Source organism: Legionella nigrisilvae (genome assembly GCF_977063395.2).
Genome location: NZ_CDRUGZ020000044.1, coordinates 179,933 through 202,727, shown reverse-complemented (window position 1 = coordinate 202,727; position 22,795 = coordinate 179,933). Strand labels below are relative to the sequence as shown.

Here is a 22,795-nt window from a genome sequence, read left to right as displayed (position 1 = left end):
TCATCCCGTTTTTTGGAAATTGGAGAATGCACCTTTGGTTAATATAAAGTGGGCAGGTGTTTTCATCCAGCCAGTAATGCTGTATCGAGGTTGATGAGTAACACATACTTCATGGGGCAATTCACTGTTGAAACATATGAAGCGATTCTCTAATGGCAACACATTCTGAATTAATTGATCCTCTGTATTGTACAATTTTAACTCACCTCCAAAATCAGGGGTCCAGTGCGGATTTAAATAATATACGCATGATATTTTGCGGGTTTTTTGGGCCGCGAATTGATCCACATGTTTTTTATAATAAGTACCGGGTTGATATGCAGCGAAGTGCGTTTCAAATTCATGTATCCCTAAAAACAAGGACTGGTTTAATATTTGAGCCAATTGTTTCATTCGTTTTAAAAAGAATTGGATTGCTGGATCGGTTTCATTCTCTTCCAGCCACAAAATTTCATCAGTACGAACGGACTCATTTTTATGTGATCCAAGTTTCAGACCAATTTTGGCACCACGAAATAATCCCTGTTCGTATAATTTTTGGGCGGTTGTGCGTAATGATTGGCATTGCGTTTGCTCAAGAAAGCCATCAATAATACAAAATCCTTGCTTACAAAGGTCATTGATCAGTTGTTCGGTATCAATCAAAGTATACGCCCCTCAAGGTGATATTCATATTCGCGCCATTGTGGCATAAATTTACTCATTAACCCATAAAATCGTTGATTATGACTAGGTTCTAACAGATGAACTAACTCATGAACAAGAACATATTCAAGACAAATCGGTGGTTTTTTAATAAGATTAAGATTTAACCAAATACGTGCTGCTCTGGTATTGCAGGAACCCCAACGTGTTTTCATTTTTCGGATCCCCCACTCAGCTACTTTAACTCCAACAATAGCTTCCCAACGATGAATGAGCTCAGGCAATAATCTTTGCATTTGCTGCTTATACCACCCCTCAATCAGGGTTTGTATTTGAGTGGGAGTGCTGTTGGGTTGGGTATAACAGTAGATCAATTCATTTTGGATTTTAATTTGTGCAGGACCATAATGTTCTTCGATGATTAATAAATATTTGTTTCCTCTAAATACTATTGTTGATCCTGTTTCAAAAGTACATGCTTCCAAAACAGCACGGTTACGAATTCTCTCTCTTTGTTTATGAATCCATGCACTTTTAGATTCAAGACTTTGTCTTATAAGTTGTTCACTGAATCGAAGAGGAACACTTACTTTAACTAAGCCGTCAGGGGGGTAAATGCGTAGATTCATATTTTTAATTTTTTTTCTTGATATTTCTATTGGAATACCATCGAGTTCAATGATCATCTAAATAATATACGTGTAGCCTGGGGTGCCGCGCAGTGGAACCCGGGAAAGTTAGCTTCAGGAAAACCTGGGTTTTGCTGCGCGCGCCCAGGCTGTCATTCCTAAATGAAGGAGTTAATCTGAGCTATTTTACTATCTCTGTGCTCCGATACAAGGGCTGTCTATGTATTCGCCATTAATATCCAAAACCATATTAACATTCGCACGTTGGTAGCGGGCTAGTATATCGTATTCCTGTTTGGTGAGGTAACCATAGGAGTTACCACAGTAGACGAGGGAGGTCGCTCCTGGCCTGGGTTTAACTTTCACCGGCAAGTCACATTCCCAGCGAAACTGGGTTAAATCGCAATTTGCGAAAGCGAAACTAAAGGGCAAGAGAGATACAGCAATAGCTACATACCATTTCCTTTTCATAGTGTGCACCATTTGCATGTTTATGTTTTTTAAGTATAGGATAATATTCTAAAAAAGCAGTCAAGGATCGTCATGCTCTCATCCAGTTCGGAATATATTAAAGCCCTGCGCGAAGGAAAATATTTACTATTTTTAGGTTGGACCGATTTTATTTCTCAAAAATATAAACTCTTAGATGCAGATGACACAGTCAATTTTTTGATCTTTGAATGGTTGCATAATGGTTATTTAGAAGTAGACGCTCAAAAGTTAGCTCTCTTACAAGCAGTATATGAATTGGAAGCTAAGCCTTTGCAAGGAAAATTAGACTATTCACTCAAATCAATTACGTTTGCTTTATTTGTATGTATGGTTTTTCAGAACCTTAAATGGGAGAAAATTGAACTCCCCAAAAAAGAAACTCCACGAGACGAAATAAAGGAGTTTATTGAAAAAAATCTAAACCAGTTGAATCCATTTATGTATGAAGAATTATTAGAAGAGATGCAGACTCGCTTTTATAAGTGGGTAGAAGATATTGACGAAAAAGAGTCAGCCGATGCATTTCAAAAAATTCACGCGATTACGCAACCAAGATATCTCCTTGAAGATTATATTTTGCATTTACAACGTATAAAAATAAAAGATGATGAACTTTATGCTACACGATTGAGTTTGGCAAAACGTTTTCTCAGCTATTTATATGAACAAACGGAACTAACACCTGAAGTATCTAAAGTTATTGCAACCTACGTTAACTCACTTCGTGAATTGCATCCTGGAAAAGGAGAAATAGAGCAGTTAGACAGAATCGCTCCTCCTTCCACCCTGGAACATACTTGGAGAAAAATAACCAGCATAGGGATTAGCTTTTTTAATATCGTCTCAGGTGAGAAGTCGCTTAGTGAAGTAATTTCCGGGGAAGCTATAATCTTTAACTCGATTGATTCGCCTGATTCCAATTTAAAAATGTAGCATCTCATCGGATAAAGAATTCTTATGAAACTTGAGTTGACTGTACGTAAATCTTTGATCACAAAAAATACAAAACCTGCTAAATGAAGTTCGGTTTGTGCTTCAATAAAGTGTGATCTTTTGTTGTTCATATAATATTTTTGTTGGAATTATTGTTCTTATAATGTACAATAGCGCCCCATCAGGGGGCATTAATCATCCTCTAAAAATATTAACTAATTTACAGGTGTCGATATGTATAGATTCACTCGAGAAGATAAAGTAGATATGGAGAATAAAGCTCAATTATTGGGATATTTAAACAATGTTGGAGCCGATGTTAAGCAAGTTATTATCACCATTGGATCCGGACCTACTCCAAGTGATTCCTATGCCCAAAATATCGTCTTTGATTCAGAGAGCAAACACTTAATTATAAATATTGATATATGTTATCCAGGTGATTTTCCTTGCGGACTTCTTAAAGTGTCTGTTGATCCAACAAAATTCAATTTTAAGAACGGAATGGACAAAGTATTAGAAAATAAAAATGCCGTTATTTTGTACAATGGCGACCTTTATTATGCATCACCTAAGGATTTTCATATTTGTAAACTTAATCCACAGAATTCTAATCAAGATGACTTTAATTTGTTGAAATCAAAGTGTACTGATACATATCATGTGGCAGATGAAGAGGAATTAGAATTAATAGTCCGTGTAACAGGTCGTACTCAACATGTGAAGGCAGCTAGTGTTAATACTGACGATAAAAAATATTTAAGGATGAGTTTTGATAGTTCAGTGGCTGCGATAATCAAAGAGCCAATTACTGATTTGCTCCAAAACGATGTTACGGTCGTCATATCCGATTTTCGATCACCATTTCTTGCAGAAGATGTTCGTGCTGTGGTACAGCCTCTCTTGGATTATTATAGAGGTCCTAAGAGCAGGGAGGGCAATCTTATACTAACGCAGGGATATTTTGATTTTTATCCTTTGTTTTGGCCAACAAAAGAATATCTCTCCACAGCAAATCCGAAGGATACTAAGGACTATTCAGATGCAATGCATTCACTTCGTTATAAAGCAGTGGGAAGTGAAGCATTGGGTAATTATTTTGGTAAGGTTGAGGATGCGGTATGTTCTATGACTGTATTATTACCTGGTCATGATTCAGGCATTCTCTTTTCTTATCCAGCTGTTGGAGAACTTCGCAAAGCGAAGGTAGCAGAAACACCAAAAGCCCAGGATGAATTAGCTCAACGGGTGGGGATGACTTTTTAAAAATAAGCAAAAAATAAAAGAACTTAAGCTCTTTTATGCATCTGCAGATGTTGATGTGGTGAAGCAAAATGAACCAAACTAGTTTAGCCCTCCATTTTCAATAGATGTAACTGACCAAATACTGTTTGGCTCTGAAAAATGCTAACATAGGCGTCTATGCTGCGCATTTTTTAGGGTCATTTTAATTCTATGTATTCAATATGACTTTCCCCCAAGATTTTCAACTTTTGACTTAGAGACAAGCCTTTACAACCTGGCTTGCTGAAAATTCTGTTATATAAAGAATTCGCTTGTGAAAATCTCCACACTCTAAATTAGGTTTATCGAGATTTTAAGAGATGAGCATTATAGAGCTTCACAGTGACTTATGGGCAATAAGTGAGGTATTGGTCAGCAACTAGCATGGATAAGAAAATATTGCTGCAGGTACCTTACTCCTGCTTTCAGTGTTTCGATGATTATTATCTCTATTTTTATTGGAAATGTATTAAAAGCACGCTTGAACTATTACCACTAGAAAAGCGAGCAAGTGGTTTTACTGTATTTTTAACCTAAGTCATTCTTTACTTGGTGCTACAGCACCACTGATTACCTTGCTTTTGAGTATTTTTTAACAAATTTTGCACTGGTTATTTTGGGGAGGGGAGGCCATTACCTGTTAATTTTGACTTAATATTAATCATGTATCATATGGCAATTGTTAATCAACACCATAAAGAGGACCATCATGCAAGAGAAATCTGAAGATCAGTTACCCGAGATACCCGCAGAGATTGTAGAGCATATAATGACATTTTTAGGCCCAAGAGATTTAGCAAATTTAGAGTTAGTCTGTAAAGATTGGCAGAACATTGCTTCGAGTGATGTTGTTTGGAAGAAAGCCGTAGGCCAAACAAAAGAAGAATTTTCAAATCCCGACTTGTACACGATTTTAACACTCCCTAATATTTCTGGATTTCGTTATAGGCTGGTAATGAAGGGTTATGCGCTGGTTGAAGAAGAGCTGCAACGGTTCTTTCAAAATACAGATTACGTTAAACAAATATCATTTCCTGAAGGTGTTGGAAATGAAACAATATCTTCAAATACCCATCCTGGCAGTTGGGAGTATAAATACAAGAATAGGGTTTTTAAAAGTGAGGAAGACCTCAATAATGTTTTTGCACAGGCACGTAAGGAAAGTAACGAATATACGTGTTATTCCCGGACTGAGTTTTTTGCCCATTATAAAGAAATAAATGATGAAATACATTTATATGCATTAAAGCACATTACTGAACATGCGGAATGGACAATTTTTCAGAAACCGTTTATTTTTAATCGAAGCCTTGTAAATAATTTTCCTTCCGTGAAGCCTGCATCGACTAATACCGAAGATAAAACAGCTAAACCTGCCCCAAAAAAAGCCGATAGGCAATTACACAGCACTCCTGTTTCGAATGCAACAAGCAATCATGTGAGTCAACAAGAAATGGAAGGAAAATCCCAACCCTTACCGACCGCCGCGGAATATCAGCCACACTTCTTTCAACCAACGCCAACACCTGCTCCTACACGAACGAAAGTAGTCAACCGCGCACCAGTTTGTTTGCCAAACAATAGCGGCTCATGCACAATCTCTTAATGTGAATTTCTTTCTGCCTACTTCTTTGAGATCCATCTCGGATGTAGGCTTCGTTAATCCCGCAAACAAGGCTTGAAAAGGGTTATGTGATGCTCAATCTATTGAGTTATATTATTCCCTGTGTCCTTCCGGTTTTGGCCAACAAATTTTGCGTTTTCGATTTATTCGATGGTGATGGATTTTTTTCTCTTCCTGCTCTACGGTTAATGTATCATAAATGCTACTAAGTAAGTGATTTGATACAACTGCGGCACAATAGGCTCAGATTATTTTTTCCAAAATTATATTCTTGTTTATAATGATTAAATCCTGGAGAATATTCCTAATATTACTGTCATTGCAGGGATTACCATGTCGGGGCCTCATCAACGATATCTTGAAGCAGCGATAGAAGAAGCGCGTCAAAGCCTCGCTCAGGGAGGAATACCCATTGGTGCCGTGCTTGTTCACCAAGGCGAGATCATTGGGCGCGGACATAATCAACGGGTTCAAAAAGGAAGCAGCATATTACATGCTGAAATGGATGCATTAGAGAATGCGGGGAGACAGCAAGCTAAAGTTTATGAGCAATCCATTTTATACACCACTCTTTCGCCTTGCCCCATGTGTAGCGGAGCTATACTTCTTTATAAAGTTCCTCATGTTGTGATTGGAGAAAATCAAACCTTTATGGGGGAAGAATCATTATTAACATCACATGGTATAAAACTTGAGGTTTTACAAGATAAAGAATGTATAACCATGATGCGAGACTTCATTGCTCAAAATAGAACGCTATGGAGTGAAGACATAGGTGAGTAATTTTGCCTCCTGCGGGCTTTATTTTTAAGGATTGACACACTGACCCGTCGTTTTAAGTCGAGCCGCAACGACATTTTTCAATTCAATAGTATATCTGCAATATCGATCATTAAAATTGGTTGTTTTTTGTTTGTTAGGTGTTGTTTGTGAACATTATGGTCTGTTGTGGTATAATTCGTTTTTTTCCAAGCATCAGTCCAATCAGTAAAATCAGCAATAGTGTAACCCCATCGTTTTTAGAGTCTGATGAATAATTTAGGAGCTATACAATGACAAAAATGAGTTTGAGCTTTTTGTTTGTTTTTGCAATGAGCCTATCTTCCTTTTCTTTTGGTCAAAATACAGGCAATTATATTGTTTCCGGTTGGCCAAACTACCTAGCTATGGGAACTATAACGAATGGTGCTCCGCAAGAGCCGACAAATATTCGTGTTGATGCTGTATTTACATACAATGGTTCAGGGGGCGACGGTGATCCTGGAAAAGTAGAAACTCCCTATAAAATTTGGAACATGATTAACATGGCTAAAAATATAAAAGCCAAGACTGGTCATGCGGTTAATCCTGTTTTAGTTGAATACGGTTGGCAACTAAGTGGTGGTTGGAATCCGGATAGCATTACTAACTTAGATGATTTAACAAAGCATTTTTTTAATCTCATGTTTTTGTCTAAAACATTAGAATCTAATGCTTATAGCAATACTGGAACGTATGGCACTATTTTATTGAACCCAGATATGCTGGGTTACTTAGGAAATACAAATCGTGTCGAAGCAGTTAAATCTTTATACATACCCGTAGCCCAGGCTGTTTCCAACGCTTATTGTATGATGAGTAAAAAAGTTAACTTCACTCCTACTCAAACACCTCTTTGCACTTATGGGTGGGATAATAAACCGGTCCTAATTAACGGCAACCCAAATGATTTACTTATTTGGCTTAAAACTAAAACGGATAACTATACTGCCGGACAAGCGTTTGCCACATGCGTTAACGAATATGTGATGCCTCTTTGTACCTCAGCAACCCAAAGCCCTGACCTACCTGATTTCTCAGATAATTTTAATGGTTGGTTACAGGCTCAAAACTGGATGGCGAAGCATTTTGGACCTCATGTCGCTCTGGGAGTACATGAAAATATTTCGGCAGTTCCAGAAGGGGGGTGGTGGATTCATCGGGGGTCAACTGCTGTGAAACCTTATGTGGATAGGGTTCTGGCTGACTTGAAAAGTTTTGAGTTATTCACCAGTACCTATAAACCTGATTTTATTTATTTTGATCGATATGGTGCCGATGATTACAGCAGTAAATACCCAAATTTACTCATGAATCAGGCAACGTTTTATAATGATGCTGCCTGGCAAAATTTCCTAACAATGTCGAAACAAATTAGCGAAGGTCTAGGAAGGCAAGCAGGAAAAAGCTACATACCGGCAATGTTATGGCAAATACCTGCTGCCCATATCCCAACTCAGGATGAGCCTCTTCTTGAGGCTCATGAAGAAGGCTCTGCTCCTGTATATTTTTTCGGCGATTCAAGGTTGCAACCCGATTTAAGCAATAGTGCTTCTTGGATTAATCAAGATATTGCTAATTTACCTAAAGGGTATAGTTTATGTGCTGGAAAAAATGCTACTCGTTGTTTGGTATTAAACCATTTTAATTGGGCTCATAATAATAATGTGCAATTGAAAAAGGCAGTTGACGCACATGTTTTTGCAATTTTGTGGGGAGCTGGTGCTTTTGCAACGGGGGTTTGGGAGGTACCGGGAACGACATTTCCCGATAATGGTTGGATGACCAAAAAACTGTCGATTTATTATAAAAACCCGCAATCATTTCCAGTGAATTAATTTACCTAAGGCGAATTTAGTTAAGATTCAGTAATTTTTTGTACTTTTTACTTGCACTCAAATGCTAACCAATGAATATTTGCTACAATTATATACATTATGGAAATATATGAGCTAAGTTAGGGTGCGAAGTTTATGCTGTAGCTCTGAGATTATATTTTCAGTGACGTAAAGCGTGTTCATCTTAGATATGAACTATTTTGCTGTTTATAGAAAATATCAAATCTCATACCTATTTCATATTCCTTATAGATAACGAATTTTCGTTTCCAGAGGTAAAAATGAAATTCAAATCGTTAATATTCTCCATACATGGATGGTTTGATACGAGTCTTAAAGAGAATCATTTACAGCAAGGTACGATACATTGGGCGCGTGTTTTCATCTTTGTACTTCTTCATTTGTGCTGTTTAGCAGTGTTTTGGGTTGGGTGGAGCATTACAGCCGTAATTACTGCTATGTTCCTTTATTTTTTTAGAATGTTTGCAATAACTGGGTTTTACCATCGTTATTTTTCACATAAGACCTTTAAAACTAATCGGTTTTGGCAATTTATATTTGCTGTAATAGGTGCGGCAGCGGTACAACGAGGACCGCTTTGGTGGGCAAGTCATCATCGTCATCATCATCGCTATACAGAGAAATCACAAGATCCACATTCTCCAGTACAACATGGTCTTTTGTGGAGTCATGTGGGATGGATTTTTTATTCAGACAACTTTAAAACAGACTACAAAGCGATACAGGATTTTGCAAAATATCCTGAATTATACTGGTTGAATCGTTATGATAATGTGGTCCCTATCTGTTTATTATTCATACTTTATTTTATAGGTAGCTTTTTAGCTCATTATTATCCTCAGCTTCAAACTAATGGCCCACAGTTAGTTATTTGGGGGATTATTTCAACAATTATCCTCTTCCATGCTACTTTTTCTATCAATTCACTTTGCCATGTATGGGGTACGAAAACGTTTGAGACAGGAGATGAAAGTCGGAATAATTTTCTGCTGGCTTTAATTACTTTGGGCGAAGGTTGGCATAACAATCATCACTATTACCCACGATCATCACGCCAAGGATTTCGCTGGTGGCAAATAGATATCACTTATTATTTATTATGTTTCTTAGAGAAGGTAAAAATAATTCATCATCTTAACAAAGTTCCACCGGAGTTAAAGACAGGTACTGAAGTAATGAAAGCTTTAGGCGAAAAAAATGTAAATATAAAGGCATAAGTATAACTCAGATTTGTTTCATGTAGGGGTTGAGAGGTTGTAATGAAGATTTCAAATCCAAGGATAATATCCAAAGATGTTTTATTAGTATCGTCATTCCTTATTGTTTATTTGCTTTTTTGTCTTATTTTCAACAATCAGTTACTTATTTATGGGATTTGGGACCTGGGGTGGGAAGGAAAATTAATATTTTGCTTTATTGTTTATCATATAACCATTGTTGTCTTTAGTATTTATTTACATCGATGCGAAACGCATCGGTCGGTTGAACTCGTACTGCCAATAAGATATTTTTGCCGATTTTGGCTCTGGCTTGCTACAGGGCTAAATCGAGCTGAATGGGTTTCCATTCATCGCTTACATCATCAAAAAGCAGATTTACCACTTGATCCACATAGTCCAATATATAAGGGGACATTTAATCTATTCCTGAGTGGATTTGAAATTTGTGCCCAATGCAATCCTTCATCACTGATAGAAAAATATGGAACCATCTCCGATAACGATGCACTGGAGCAATTTCTTTTTACTAAATTTCAATCTCTAGGATTGGTACTTTTTTTATCATTATATATCGTGCTCTTTGGTTTGTGGGGAATGGTAATGTGGGATATAAATATTTTTGCAATTACTACGGTATTATTTGGGGCATTTGCCGCCCTTACTCATAAATGTGGGTATCGAAACTTTGATACTAAGGATAATTCGCGAAATTTAATGCATATAGGGATTTTGTTAAATGGAGAGGAATTACACAATAATCACCATCACAATCCTTCCTCTGCCAAGCTTTCTTATCTAAATACGGAATTTGATCTGGGGTGGTTTTATATTTCAATTTTAATGAAATTAAATTTGGCGAAATTGCGTACTTCTCCAACTGTAAGAAGAAAAAGTGGTGAATACGAGTTCCAATTAAAAAAACGCTAGATATTTATCCTTTATTCCACCATCCTCCACCTAATGATTGAAAAAGCGCTGCTGTGTCATTATAACGAGCCGTTTCAGCCTGAATTACTTTAAGATGAATTTTTAGATAAGCCTCTTTTGCTCTTAATACCGACAAATAGTTCACTTTACCGAGTTGGTATTGCATTCTCACTATTTTAAAATGTTCATGGGTATTAATTTCTGAAGTTGCCCGTTCACGCAACAGTTCGGCGTCGAACTCCAGAGCATGTAATACATCTGCAACCTGTTGAAATGCATCTAGTACTACTTTTTTGTACCTTGCGAGTTCATAATCATATACTGCAATTGCGATTTTTCGTTTTGCACGTAGCGACCCACCTTTAAGAAGGGTTTGCGCTATTTGTCCGCCGTAGTTCCATACATTATTTGCAGGATTGAATAAAGTACTAAGTGCAGTTGAGTACCACGCATAAGTAGCTCCTAGATTTAATTTGGGGAAGAGATTCGCAGTAGCCACACCAATTTCAGCACTTGCTTTATGCAATAATGACTCAGAGGATTTTATATCCGGTCTTTGTTTGACTAAAAGTGAGGGAAGAGTCACTGGCAGATCTATGGGTAACTGGATATTTTGCAGCGTAAGGTCAAAAAGTTCTGTTTCACTCGGTAATGAGCCTGTTAACACTGCAAGAGCATTATGTTTTTTTGCCAAATCATTTTTGAGGACAGGAAGTTGCGCTTGGGTTTCTTTAAGTCGATTTTTGCTATTGAGTAAGTCTACTCGGGAAGTATGGCCAAGAAGGTAGTTATCATTTTCAAGTTTCACCAGTTTTTTTTGACATTCAATAAGTTCTTTTGTGGTTTTAACTTGTTCTTGCAAGGATGCAATTGTGATGCCTGTGGTAACTATATTTGCGGTTAATGTTAAATAAGTAGCCTCCAATTCGAAGTGTTCATAATCTATTGCTGCTTTTAAAGCTTCTAGCTGACGCTGATTACCGCCAAATAAGTCTAGATTATACCTCACACTAACTGAGGCATTGTACAGATCAAAAGTATTTACTGAGGAAAATGGGAGCGTTGTTCCTGGGGTCGGAGTAAGATTGATGCCCGTGGCGAGTAGACTATTTCTTTCACGACTTCCTAAAAATTGGGTATCCACAGTAGGAAATAAGTTAGGTCCTGCTTCAGCAAGCAAATTGGCTTGAGCTTTGCGCAAATTGGCTTTGCTCATTGCTATGGATGGATTATTTTTTAATCCTTGTTCAATAAAGGAATTTAGTTCTTTTGAATGAAATAGTTCCCACCATGATTTGGATATATTTTTTCTAAAGATAAATTGTTGCGGTCGACCGGCCCTGCTAGGGGCGCCGACAGTTTTTGTTTTCACAGACCCATTGTTATAGTGTGGCGTTTGGGGGGCATCTGGTGAATGAAAATTGGGTCCCACCTTACAACTTGTAAGTATTATTGTGCATAAAAATAAATAAATTTTTTGCATTTCATCTTCTTATATAACGAATTAACTTCATTATGGCGAATACTTCGCTTTTAACGATTATAAATCAAGTTGATGCTAACTGGCTGGCCCGGATGTAAATCATTCAATGCTTCTTTAACGGGTTTTGCCTCGACTCGATAAACGAATTTTGTTCTTGAACTTTCACTAAATATGTAAGGGGGGGTATATTCAGTTTTTGAAGAAATATAGCTTACAGTCGCAAGGTATGTATCACTACATCCATCACAGCTAATGCTGACTTCATTTTTTAATTTTAATTTAGATAATAAAGGCTCGGGAATATAAAAAATAACCTTTAGATTTTCAGGTGTAACAATAGATAATACTGGACGACCTGATAATACTAACTCACCGACAGTAAAATAAGTATCGTAAACGTACCCTGAAATAGAGGAGAATTTCTTTTTGTTTGATTCACTCCATTTCGCTTGGGTTAGTTCTGCCCTCGACGACTCGACCAATGCCTGTTGGGAAATTAATAATGCTTGAGCATTAAGATAATTGTTTTTTACTTCTTCGAGTTGTTCAAGACTGACCCCGCCTGATTTTAGTAATTTTTTATATCGAATCAATAACTTATTTTGAAAGTCAAGATCTGCTTGTTTTACTTTGATTTGTGCTAAGGCTTGGGTAAGATTTGCTTGCGCTTTCTCGAGTTGGGATTGCTGTGGCTGTCCATCCAGTGTGAACAACAGCTCTCCTTTTTTTATTGCAGTACCTTTTCGAGCATCCAGGCTGATAAGATTTCCTGAAAAATTGCTTGATATATAGGTATAATCAGCATCAACATATCCTTGCAATGAATTGTTCTTCTCCTTACAACCCAAAAGCTGGGCGCAAATCATAAGAAAAAACAACCATCTTGGAATGAATTTTTGCATATTATTTTGATCTTAAACGAATTTATCGATTCAATGGGCAGGAATAAAAAAACTTACCACCAAATAGTAACTTCTGACAATATGTATCCGAAGAAATAAACACAGCACTGTTATCAGTAATTCATCAGTCACGCAGTCGGGATTAGTTAAGTTGTTCCTTACATTCTGTTGATGAACATGTCTATATTGTTCTAAACAAGCTGTTAAATCTTCACGATCATAGCTTGTTAGTCAGGATAATATTAAGATACGATACACTATAATTGATTAAGATTTATATCAAGAAAATAAGGTGTGTTGACAATCGTCGTACATTTTTTCTGCGATTTGTTTCGCGGCCTTCGATTTGATTAATAACTCAACATTTAAAGCTTAACCTCCCTTTTAAATTCGGTGACCAAATCACAGAACACACGGGGTAAAGATGATTACCAATATATAGATCTTATCTTTTGTAGATGTTTTTTCAAAATTTCAGAAATCTGTTTGAGAAAAATGAGTATTTTTAGTTCTCATTCAAGGACGATAAATGATTAAAAATGAATTTCTTCGTATCTGGTCGGTTGCTAAGAAAGAAATTATTCAAATTAGACGAGATATTTTGATTTTCTCATGGCTAATTATCATTCCAGTTGTTCAAATATTATTGTTTGGTGCCATCATTAACACCAATCCCCGCCATCTTCCAACCGTGGTCATTACTTCTGAGAATACCTCGTTCACCCGCGCTTTATTGCAGGGCCTAAAAAATACAAATTATTTTTCAATTCAAACAATAACCGAAGATGAAAAAAAAGCAGAGCGACTGTTACTTAGTGGCTCCGTTCTTTTCGTTATCAACATACCGCCTCATTTTACCCGTGATTTGATTCGGGGAAGACATCCGCATGTATTAATCGAAGCTGACGCATCCGATCCTGTAGCCGTTTCAAATGCGTTCCGAGCGGCCTCTGAATTACCGTCTAAAGTATTTGAACATGAACTACAAGGCTCTCTCAGTTATTTAGCTTCTAAGGATGCCCCATTTATTTTCGATATCCAATCTAAATACAACCCAGAAAATATATCCCAGTACAATACCATACCCGGATTAATTGCATTATTAATCTTTTCAACGTTGACCGTTTTAACTGCTGTATCTATAAACTCAGAATTTGAGCGAGGAACCTTCGAAACATTATTAATAACCCCCTTAACACCCGCACATATTATTTTTGGGAAAGTTCTACCCTATTTTATTTTAGGGTATTTTCTTTTTTTTATATTGTTAATAATCGCGTATTTCATTTTCTCTATTCCTTTCCATGGTAGCTTTTTTTTATTTCTATTACTTTTAGCGCCTTATTCTATTTCCAGTTTGGGCACAGGTCTCGCTATTTCAGCGGTTACGCGGACACAATTTGCAGCTGTAGGCTTAACCAACGCGTATGGTCTCGTCGCAATTATGGTTTCTGGCTTTTTATTTCCATTTACGGGAGTACCTCCCTGGGCGCAAACAATAAGCCAAATTATTCCATTGACCCATTTTTTAAGGATCACCCGAAATAGCATGTTGAAAGGGGCAGGGTTCGATATTTTATGGCCTGATACCTGGCCTATAATTGTGTTTTCAGTAATTATTATTTTTTTTGGAATCGTACTTTTTAGAAGAACGTTAGATTAATAAGTTTTGGTGCCAATCTTGAGAGAACAGATAAATTTATGAAAAAAAACTTTGAGCAGTATGAGGATTTCATTCAACAACATCCTCTTTTTTGTCTTCTCAATCGAGAAGATGCGCATCAGCTCATTGGATATGCAAAATCTGAATTTGCTGCAGCAGAGCAAATACTTGTGATTGAAGGTGAACCTATTGCTTGTATTTTTCTGATTGTTTCAGGAAGCGCTGAGGTTGTCAGAGCGGTCCATTCATTGGGAACCATGCAAACTATGCGTATTGCTGAGTTAAGTAAAGGGGATATCATCGGTTTATCCTCAGAAGGATTTGTTTCACATACCGGACTTCACACGGCAACGGTAAAATCACTAACCTCTATGCATTTACTTAAAATCAGTCTTCCTGATTTTCTGAGTTTTTTGAAACAACCCCATATAAAATATCCTAATTTGAAAAAGTTAAGTGAAGAATTTCTTTTAATTCAGTTTATAAGAGCCCACCATCTCTTTAGCAATTTCTCACATGAGAAGGTACAGACGATGGTGAAAACTGCAAAAAATATTAAGGTTCCTGGAGGTTCCTACTTGTATCAAGTAGGGGATGTCGCGAATGCATGCTATTACCTACTTAAAGGGGAGGTAGTTCTCCTTAGTTTTAAAAACAGTAGCTCTAGTGAAATTAGTCTAAACCAAATGTTTGGAGATTCTGAATTTATGACGGATATGAAAAGAAAAGAGTCGGCATTTGCAAAAATTGATAGCGAATTATTGGTTATAGAAGCTGAGATTGTTAAAAAATTCATAACCATTCCCCGCTCATCTTTTTTACAAAAAATTCTTTTAAAAATTTCGGGAAAGAAGTAGGGAACCTTCTGAAGCTTCAACAGTTTCATAATTGAGTATGGGTGGAGTTATTTAATAGGTATTTTTATGGATAAAAGCAATTATATTATCGATGTAAGCAATTTGACAAAAAAATTCAATAAATATCAGGCGGTAAAAAATCTAAATCTTAAAGTGGAGTATGGTGATATATATGGATTCCTGGGACCAAATGGCGCCGGAAAAACTACTTCTTTGAGAATGTTGTGTGGACTTATTACTCCTGATTCCGGTTCTGGTGAGTGTGTAGGGTTTGATATTGTAAAAGAATCCCGTCAGATTAAAGCTCTTGTTGGCTATATGTCGCAAAACTTTGGTCTCTATAAGGATCTAACTGTTTACGAAAATATGATGTTTTTCTCTGAAGTTTATGGTGTTGTTGATAGAAAAAATCAAATCGAAAAATACTTGCATAAATTTGATTTGGAACAATACAAAAATCAGATCGCAGGTACCTTATCTGGTGGCTGGAAACAACGCTTATCACTAGCCGTTTCCTTATTACATGATCCTTTATTGTTATTATTGGATGAACCAACCGCCAATATTGATCCTAAGGCGAGACGAGAGTTTTGGGAATTAATGCATCAATTATCACAGGAAGGAATTACTATTTTATTAAGTTCACACAATTTAGATGAAGTGGATAAATGTAATAAAATTGCATACATGTGTTATGGTCAAACCCTTATGTCAGGAACGATTGAAGAAATTTTAAATTCTGTAAATTTGACTACTTGGGAAATAAAGGGAAGGAATATTGCAATGTTATCCCATCAATTAGAAGCTATTGAGGGAGTTGATCAAGTTTTAAGATTCCATAATACCCTCCATGTGAGTAGTAAAAATAAGGAGGAGTTGTTTGAAGTAATAAAGCCTTATATCGAAAATGAATTTTTTAATGGAAGAATAATTGAGTCATCATTGGAAGATGTATTTGTTTGGCTTTCTACATTCGGTGAGCAGAGATCATAGATGATAAAAATAGAATTTTATCGTGTCCTATCAGTTGCTAAAAAAGAGTTTATACAAATCAAACGAAATATTTCTACTTTTTTGTTTTTATTTTTAGTTCCTATCATGCAAATACTGTTATTCGGTTTTATGATTAATACCAATCCCAAATATTTGCCAACAACAGTTGTATCCTCTGAGAGTAATACCTTTACGCGATCATTATTAGAAGGTTTTAAACATACAGGATATTTTTCCTTAAATCATCTTGCTCATAATGAAAAAGAAGCAGAGAATTTTTTACAAAGTGGAAAGGGGCTTTTTGTTATCAATATTCCTCCCAATTTTTCAAAGAGTCTAATAAGAGGAGAAAAACCTCATGTCCTTATTGAAGCGGACGCTTCTGACCCAGTAGCAATCTCCAATGCATTTCGAGCAGCAGTTGCTCTTCCAGCACAATTGTTTGAACGTGATTTGTCTGGTTCTTTAAACTATCTTTCTTCCCAGCAAACACCTTTTAAATTTGATATACACCCTAAATTTAATCCTGAAGGATTTTCACAATATAATATTGTCCCTGGTTTAATTTCGGTACTTATGTTCACAACACTTACGCTTCTTACTGCCATGTCAATCACTGCTGAATATGAGGTAGGGACTTTCGAAACACTGTTAATTACACCACTAAGCGCAGCAAATATAATTTTAGGTAAAGTTATCCCCCATTTTATAGTGGGCTATCTTATCTTATTTATGCTCCTGATCATTGCGGTTTTTGTCTTTTCGGTGCCTTTTCATGGAAGCTTCTTACTTTATCTTTCGATAATGGCACCTTACTCGATTGGAAGTTTAGCAATGGGATTAGCGATTTCTGCCTTCGCCAAGACTCAATTCCAAGCTGTAGCCTCAACTAATGCTTATATTTTGGTTGCAGTTATGATTTCTGGATTTTTGTTTCCATTTAGTGGGATGCCACTTTGGGCGCAAAACATCGGCCAAGTGATTCCGCTAACACATTTTTTAAGAATCACACGTAATATTATGTTGAAAGGCGCCGATTTGAGCATTCTCTGGCCTGATATTTGGCCCATTTTATTGTTTATGTTTCTGATTGTTATTTCAGCAATTTTGCTTTTTAGAAAAACTTTGGATTAAATCTATCTGTATGATTAAGATTTTTTTTCTTAACATGAAGACAATAAGAATAATCCCCGCTGTACGGGGATTATGTGTTCAGGGAATTAAGTATTAATCCGCTTTCTTACCAGGTAACTTTTCTTTGATGCGAGCTGCGCGACCAGCTAAATTACGTAAATAGTAAAGTTTGGCGCGACGAACATCACCACGTCTTTTTACAGTAATACTATCAACAATCGGACTGTAAGTTTGGAATACACGCTCAACACCAACACCGTGTGAAATCTTACGAACAGTGAATGCAGAGTTTAAACCACGATTACGTTTTGCAATAACAATACCTTCAAAAGCCTGTAAACGCTCACGGGTACCTTCAATTACTTTCACCTGAACCAAAACAGTATCACCAGGATTGAAATCTGGGATTTCCTTGCCTTGCATTTGCTCAGCATTTAGTTGGTCAATAATATTAGTCATGGACTACTCCTCAAATTGGTTCATCCTTTAGGAATCACCGTGTTCATACTTAAACTCAGCAAGCAATTGCTTGTCTGTTTCACTTAACTGTATTTTTTCAAGTAAATCTGGGCGTTTAAGCCAGGTTTTACCTAGAGATTGCTTTCGCCGCCACAGTTCTATATCTCTATGGTGACCACCTAATAAAACAGGCGGCACCTCTAATCCTTCAATGGTTGCTGGTCGTGTATAATGCGGGCAATCCAGTAAACCATTCATAAATGAATCTTGTTCTGCGGAACCAAGATGCCCTAGGCTCCCCGGTATTAAACGAATAATAGCATCGATAAACACCGTAGCGGCGAGCTCACCACCACTTAAAACAAAATCGCCAAGAGACCATTCTTCATCTACATAATTTTGAAGAATACGCTCATCAATTCCTTCATATCGCCCAGCAATAAAGAGCAGTGGTTGTTTGTCATTTGCCACTTGATTCAAGTCATTTTGTCGAATTACCTTGCCCTGAGGACTCAGGTAAATCGTTTTACAATGACTCGGCATTTGACTACGTGCCTGCATAATGGCCCCTTTCAAGGGCTCATACATCATTACCATTCCCGGGCCACCCCCATAAGGCTTGTCATCAACTTGCCTGTAGGGCCTGGAAGACCAATCTCTTGGGTTCCAGCAATCAATTTTAACTAAGCCTTGCTCAATGGCTCTTCCTGTAATACCGTAATTTAAGGCATTAAGTATTTCAGGTATTAAGCTAATTACACCGAAATGAAGCACCGCTTAAAAATCCATATCCCAATCAACAGTGATTATCTGCTGGGTGGAATCCACATCTAATACAAATTTTCCAGGCAGGTAAGGTATTAACAGTCTTTTAGTACCTTCTACGACCAGCACGTCATTTGCACCTGTAGGGATTATTTCAATGACCTTCCCAAAAGATTCTCCTTGTTGGTTGATCACATTCATACCTATAAGTTGATGCCAGTAATATTCACCAGGTTCCAGTTTTGCCAATTGTTCCTGTTGCACTGCAATTTCTATATTAGTGAGCTGAGCTACAACTTCGCGCTCAGGATAACCTTCAACTTGGACTATGATGGATTTATTTTGTACTTCGGCATGCAACAATTTGATTGGTTGCCATTTATTATTAATAAACGCATGCCAATTTGCATACTTTAGAACATTATCACGAGGTTCTGTAAAGGAGTGAACCGTAACAAAACCTTTAACACCATGAGGCCGCCCAAAACGGGCAATTATTATCCAGCTTTCCTGATTATTCACTTTATTAAGCAGCTTCGCCTTTCTTATTAAATTCTTTTATCAAAGCGCTGACGCGATCAGATAACTGTGCCCCTACTTTTTGCCAGTGGCTCAATTTTTCTGCATCGATATGCAGACGCACTTCTTGTCCACGAGCTACAGGGTTGAAATAACCAATACGCTCAATATAACTACCATCGCGGCGTTTGCGGCTGTCAGTAACGACCATATGATAAAACGGACGCTTTTTGGCGCCACCTCTTGATAAACGTATAACGACCATTATTTTCCTCTACTTTAGAGTGGTTACGTAAAAATGCCGTGTATTGTACGAAAATTAATTCACCATGTGAAGTAATTCTTGCGAATTATTTAAAATCATCCGGTAATATGCCTTTTAATCCTGCCATACCACCGAGTCCACGCATCATTTTTTGCATTCCACCAGGTTTTGTAAATTTTTTCATCATTTTTTGCATTTGTTCAAATTGTTTTAATAATTTGTTTACATCTTGTATTTGTGTCCCTGAACCCAATGCAATTCGTTTCTTGCGTGAACCCACAATAAGTTTGGGGATACGACGTTCTTTTGGGGTCATGGAATTGATAATAGCAATAGTTTGTGCCATAGCTTTGTCACTGACCTGTTTCATTGCTTGTTGCGGCATCATTTGACTGACGCCGGGTAGTTTACTCATCATACCAGCAATACCGCCCATATTATTCATTTGCAGCAGTTGTTGTTTGAAGTCTTCTAGATCAAAACTTTTGCCTTTTTTCAACTTTTTAGCTAGTTTTTCACTCGCTTGTTTGTCTGCTTTCCGTTCGACTTCTTCAATCAGAGTAAGAATATCACCCATGCCAAGGATTCTGGAGGCAATTCGCTCGGGATGAAATGGCTCCAAAGCTTCTACTTTTTCACCACTACCAATAAACTTGATAGGTTGTCCCGTAATTTGTTTTACTGAGAGAGCGGCACCGCCACGCGCATCGCCATCTGTTTTAGTGAGAATGACTCCTGTTAAAGGTAAGGCTTCATGAAAGGCTTTTGCTGTATTCGCAGCATCTTGTCCGGTCATGCTGTCTACAACAAACAGTGTTTCAATTGGGTTTATTTCTTGATGTAAGGCTTTAATTTCCGTCATCATGTCGGCATCGATGTGCAGACGACCTGCAGTATCAATCAACAATACATCCATATATTGTTTTTTTGCGGTATCAAGCGCTTTTTTAGCAATACTTAGTGGTTGCTCGTTGGCTTCTGCGGGAAAGAAAGTGACATCTATTTGTTCTGCTAATATTTTGAGCTGTTGTATTGCAGCGGGTCGATAAACGTCGACGCTGGCCACCATTACTTTTTTGTTTTCAGATTCTTTTAAGTATCGTGCGAGTTTCGCAGTACTGGTCGTTTTTCCTGAGCCTTGTAATCCTGCCATTAGGAATACAGCTGGGGGTTGAGTTTTAAAGTTAAGCTCAGCACGTTCATCACCCATGATATGAATTAATTCATCATGAACGATTTTAACAAAAGCCTGATCGGGATTTAACTCAGTTAAGACTGTCTGTCCTAAAGCTTTTTGTTTTACTTCTTCGATAAATTCTTTAATGACAGGTAAGGCGACGTCTGCTTCCAGCAGTGACATCCTGACCTCACGCAGAGCCTGTTGTACATTATCTTCAGTTAATCGACTCTGCCCTCGTAGACTTTTGAAGGAGCGGGTCAACCGTTCGGTTAAGGTTTCAAACATGATCTATTACCCGAAAAAAATAGGAACTATAGCACAGAGAAGCTAGGATATGAAACTCTCCCATCCATGATCTAATTTTAATATTAGTTAATAATTATTGTTTTAATTAGGTCGTTTCTCTTTATTCAATCTCTCGGTGTGTGGTAAGTATTTTAGAACTTTTTATTTTTTATTTTAAAACGGGAATTGAGTGTGTTCGCTTTTCTGGCTTGAGCTAATAATTTGGTACATTAAGACAGGAAAAAATGCAGAGATTTTCTTATTAAATCATGCTATTTTACAGAGCAAGCTAAAAATCTATGGGCTAGTAAATAAAATCAAGGAACATTTTGTTTAATTATTGCCCGATTATTAAGGGTTCCTTAAGCTAATTTTTAATATAATGTAGCTTCTGCACGCCCCAAAACTGCACTGAAGGAATGCGATGATCGAGAAAAAACATTCACTGACAATTTTCAGTCTGACTATGATAACAGTTGGTTCTGTGGATAGTATACGAAATTTGCCTGCTACGGCCTTATTTGGCAGTCAATTAATTTTTTATTTTGTTTTAGGTGCTTTATTTTTTCTAATCCCAACTGCTTTGGTTTCAGCAGAATTGGCTTCAGGGTGGGCCAAACAAGGAGGGATTTACATTTGGGTTAAACAAGCGTTTGGGAAAAAGATGGGTTTTTTAGCCATTTGGTTGCAATGGATAGAAAATGTAATTTGGTACCCAACGATATTATCTTTCGTCGCAGGCACTATTGGTTATTTAATTAATCCTGCATTGACAAGTAATCCTTATTTTCTTTGGGCAGTAATCGTTAGTTCATTTTGGGGAGCTACGATATTAAATTTGCGGGGAATGAAATCTTCAGCTGTATTCAGTAATCTGTGTTCTCTTGCAGGTTTATTATTACCCATGTCGTTGATTATTGGCCTTGGGGCTTTTTGGGTTACCCAGGGTAATCCGTTGCAAATTCAATTTGATACTCCAAGTATCGTACCTCATTTAGCTGATAAGTCTATGTGGGTCTCTTTAACTGCGATCATCATGTCTTTTTGTGGTATTGAAATCGCTACCGTTCATGCAAATGATGTAGATAATCCACAACATGCTTTTCCCAAAGTATTAATTTACTCAGTAGGAATTATTTTAAGTACCCTAATTCTAGGTTCTTTGGCTATTGCAATTGTTTTGCCCGGCAAGGACATCAATTTAGTAGCAGGAATTATGCAAGCATTTGAAGCATTTTTTTCCAGTTATCACATGTATTGGATGATGCCTGTAGTCGCTGTAATGTTGGTTTTAGGTGGGCTTGGTGGTGTGAGTAACTGGATAATTGCCCCCACAAAAGGATTATTGGTTGCTGCAGAAGACGGTAATTTACCTGAATATTTCCAACGTACGAATGAAAAAGGTGCACCGATTGTAATGCTCTTCACTCAGGCCAGCATTGTCACTGTTCTGTCAGGTTTATTCTTATTTATGCCTAGTGTGAATGGATCTTATTGGTTGCTAACTGCTTTAGCTGCTCAATTGTATATGCTGATGTATTTTATTATGTTTGCCGCAGCAATTAAATTGCGGATTGCTGAGCCCCACCATCCTCGACCATTTGCAATTCCTGGCGGTATAATAGGTATGTTATTTGTAGCGGGTGTAGGTATTGTGGGTGTATGTGCTACTTTAGCCGTGAGTTTTATTCCACCAGAAGGAATTAATGTAGGTGGTATGGCACGCTACGAGTTGACATTAATTGGTGGTTTAATTCTCATGTGTTCACCACCATTTGTAAGTTCCTGGTTGCGAGGAAAAACACCAATATTGGATGCGGCTGTTCCAGATTAAGATTTTTGCAGAATTTCCTGGCCTCTGTGAAGGGAGATGTAAGGA

22 protein-coding genes are annotated in these 22,795 nt (G+C 37.3%); 12 read left to right on the top strand and 10 right to left on the bottom strand.

Annotated elements, in window-relative coordinates:
• The 3 genes from ACWTE2_RS33270 to ACWTE2_RS33260 form a co-directional block, all read right to left on the bottom strand.
• Nucleotides 1-645, bottom strand: a complete 645-nt coding sequence (locus ACWTE2_RS33270; RefSeq protein ID WP_454786116.1) for a 2OG-Fe(II) oxygenase — start codon at nt 643-645, stop codon at nt 1-3.
• Nucleotides 642-1,331, bottom strand: coding sequence for a M48 family metallopeptidase (locus ACWTE2_RS33265; protein ID WP_454786115.1), 690 nt, complete (start codon nt 1,329-1,331; stop codon nt 642-644). Before ACWTE2_RS33265 ends, ACWTE2_RS33270 begins: the two co-directional genes overlap by 4 nt.
• 132 nt (nt 1,332-1,463) lie before the next feature.
• Nucleotides 1,464-1,745 carry a hypothetical protein gene (locus tag ACWTE2_RS33260; RefSeq protein ID WP_454786114.1) on the bottom strand — a complete coding sequence of 94 codons (282 nt, stop codon included), beginning with the start codon at nt 1,743-1,745 and terminating at the stop codon, nt 1,464-1,466.
• Between the two features lie 72 nt (nt 1,746-1,817).
• Between ACWTE2_RS33260 and ACWTE2_RS33255 the strand changes: the two genes are divergently transcribed.
• The 7 genes from ACWTE2_RS33255 (at nt 1,818) to ACWTE2_RS33225 (ending at nt 10,411) form a co-directional block, all read left to right on the top strand.
• Nucleotides 1,818-2,699: a helical bundle domain-containing protein gene (locus tag ACWTE2_RS33255; protein WP_454786113.1), complete on the top strand. Its 882-nt coding sequence runs from the start codon at nt 1,818-1,820 to the stop codon at nt 2,697-2,699.
• A 234-nt stretch (nt 2,700-2,933) separates the two neighbouring features.
• Entirely contained in the window at nt 2,934-3,965 is a 1,032-nt protein-coding gene (locus ACWTE2_RS33250) for a hypothetical protein (RefSeq protein WP_454786112.1), read from the top strand.
• Between the two features lie 727 nt (nt 3,966-4,692).
• Entirely contained in the window at nt 4,693-5,589 is an 897-nt protein-coding gene (locus ACWTE2_RS33245) for an F-box protein (protein ID WP_454786111.1), read from the top strand.
• Nucleotides 5,590-5,940: 351 nt separating this feature from the next.
• On the top strand, nt 5,941-6,390 hold the full coding sequence (locus ACWTE2_RS33240) for a nucleoside deaminase (protein WP_454786110.1): 450 nt from the start codon (nt 5,941-5,943) through the stop codon (nt 6,388-6,390).
• A 269-nt stretch (nt 6,391-6,659) separates the two neighbouring features.
• A complete protein-coding gene (locus ACWTE2_RS33235; RefSeq protein WP_454786109.1) occupies nt 6,660-8,243 on the top strand; it encodes a hypothetical protein in 1,584 nt (527 codons plus the stop codon).
• A 281-nt stretch (nt 8,244-8,524) separates the two neighbouring features.
• Nucleotides 8,525-9,481: an acyl-CoA desaturase gene (locus ACWTE2_RS33230; protein WP_454786108.1), complete on the top strand. Its 957-nt coding sequence runs from the start codon at nt 8,525-8,527 to the stop codon at nt 9,479-9,481.
• Nucleotides 9,482-9,523: 42 nt separating this feature from the next.
• Complete coding sequence (locus tag ACWTE2_RS33225; protein WP_454786107.1) at nt 9,524-10,411, top strand: acyl-CoA desaturase; 888 nt, start codon at nt 9,524-9,526, stop codon at nt 10,409-10,411.
• Nucleotides 10,412-10,415: 4 nt separating this feature from the next.
• Here ACWTE2_RS33225 and ACWTE2_RS33220 read toward each other — a convergent pair whose 3' ends face one another.
• Together ACWTE2_RS33220 and ACWTE2_RS33215 are read right to left on the bottom strand one after the other, a co-directional pair.
• A complete protein-coding gene (locus ACWTE2_RS33220; RefSeq protein WP_454786106.1) occupies nt 10,416-11,894 on the bottom strand; it encodes an efflux transporter outer membrane subunit in 1,479 nt (492 codons plus the stop codon).
• Between the two features lie 50 nt (nt 11,895-11,944).
• Nucleotides 11,945-12,796 carry an HlyD family secretion protein gene (locus ACWTE2_RS33215; RefSeq protein ID WP_454786105.1) on the bottom strand — a complete coding sequence of 284 codons (852 nt, stop codon included), beginning with the start codon at nt 12,794-12,796 and terminating at the stop codon, nt 11,945-11,947.
• Between the two features lie 529 nt (nt 12,797-13,325).
• On the opposite strand from ACWTE2_RS33215, the gene ACWTE2_RS33210 reads away from it, so the two are divergent.
• From ACWTE2_RS33210 to ACWTE2_RS33195, 4 genes are all read left to right on the top strand, one after another.
• Nucleotides 13,326-14,459 carry an ABC transporter permease gene (locus ACWTE2_RS33210; RefSeq protein ID WP_454786104.1) on the top strand — a complete coding sequence of 378 codons (1,134 nt, stop codon included), beginning with the start codon at nt 13,326-13,328 and terminating at the stop codon, nt 14,457-14,459.
• Between the two features lie 38 nt (nt 14,460-14,497).
• On the top strand, nt 14,498-15,316 hold the full coding sequence (locus tag ACWTE2_RS33205; protein WP_454786103.1) for a cyclic nucleotide-binding domain-containing protein: 819 nt from the start codon (nt 14,498-14,500) through the stop codon (nt 15,314-15,316).
• A 66-nt stretch (nt 15,317-15,382) separates the two neighbouring features.
• The gene (locus ACWTE2_RS33200) at nt 15,383-16,309 is read left to right on the top strand and encodes an ABC transporter ATP-binding protein (RefSeq protein WP_454786102.1); all 927 of its coding nucleotides are present in this window, start codon (nt 15,383-15,385) and stop codon (nt 16,307-16,309) included.
• On the top strand, nt 16,310-17,443 hold the full coding sequence (locus ACWTE2_RS33195; RefSeq protein ID WP_454786101.1) for an ABC transporter permease: 1,134 nt from the start codon (nt 16,310-16,312) through the stop codon (nt 17,441-17,443).
• A gap of 93 nt (nt 17,444-17,536) precedes the next feature.
• Here ACWTE2_RS33195 and rplS read toward each other — a convergent pair whose 3' ends face one another.
• From rplS to ffh, 5 genes are all read right to left on the bottom strand, one after another.
• Entirely contained in the window at nt 17,537-17,902 is a 366-nt protein-coding gene (rplS, locus tag ACWTE2_RS33190; protein ID WP_182391587.1) for a 50S ribosomal protein L19, read from the bottom strand.
• A gap of 27 nt (nt 17,903-17,929) precedes the next feature.
• On the bottom strand, nt 17,930-18,676 hold the full coding sequence (trmD, locus tag ACWTE2_RS33185) for a tRNA (guanosine(37)-N1)-methyltransferase TrmD (protein ID WP_182391586.1): 747 nt from the start codon (nt 18,674-18,676) through the stop codon (nt 17,930-17,932).
• A 3-nt stretch (nt 18,677-18,679) separates the two neighbouring features.
• Nucleotides 18,680-19,189 (bottom strand): ribosome maturation factor RimM, encoded by a 510-nt coding sequence (gene rimM / locus ACWTE2_RS33180; RefSeq protein WP_182391585.1) that lies wholly within the window; start codon nt 19,187-19,189, stop codon nt 18,680-18,682.
• Nucleotides 19,190-19,193: 4 nt separating this feature from the next.
• Complete coding sequence (gene rpsP / locus ACWTE2_RS33175; RefSeq protein WP_182391584.1) at nt 19,194-19,451, bottom strand: 30S ribosomal protein S16; 258 nt, start codon at nt 19,449-19,451, stop codon at nt 19,194-19,196.
• A gap of 85 nt (nt 19,452-19,536) precedes the next feature.
• Nucleotides 19,537-20,916 (bottom strand): signal recognition particle protein, encoded by a 1,380-nt coding sequence (ffh, locus tag ACWTE2_RS33170; protein ID WP_182391583.1) that lies wholly within the window; start codon nt 20,914-20,916, stop codon nt 19,537-19,539.
• Nucleotides 20,917-21,340: 424 nt separating this feature from the next.
• On the opposite strand from ffh, the gene ACWTE2_RS33165 reads away from it, so the two are divergent.
• Nucleotides 21,341-22,750 carry an amino acid permease gene (locus ACWTE2_RS33165; RefSeq protein ID WP_182391582.1) on the top strand — a complete coding sequence of 470 codons (1,410 nt, stop codon included), beginning with the start codon at nt 21,341-21,343 and terminating at the stop codon, nt 22,748-22,750.
• The last annotated feature ends 45 nt before the right edge of the window (nt 22,751-22,795 follow it).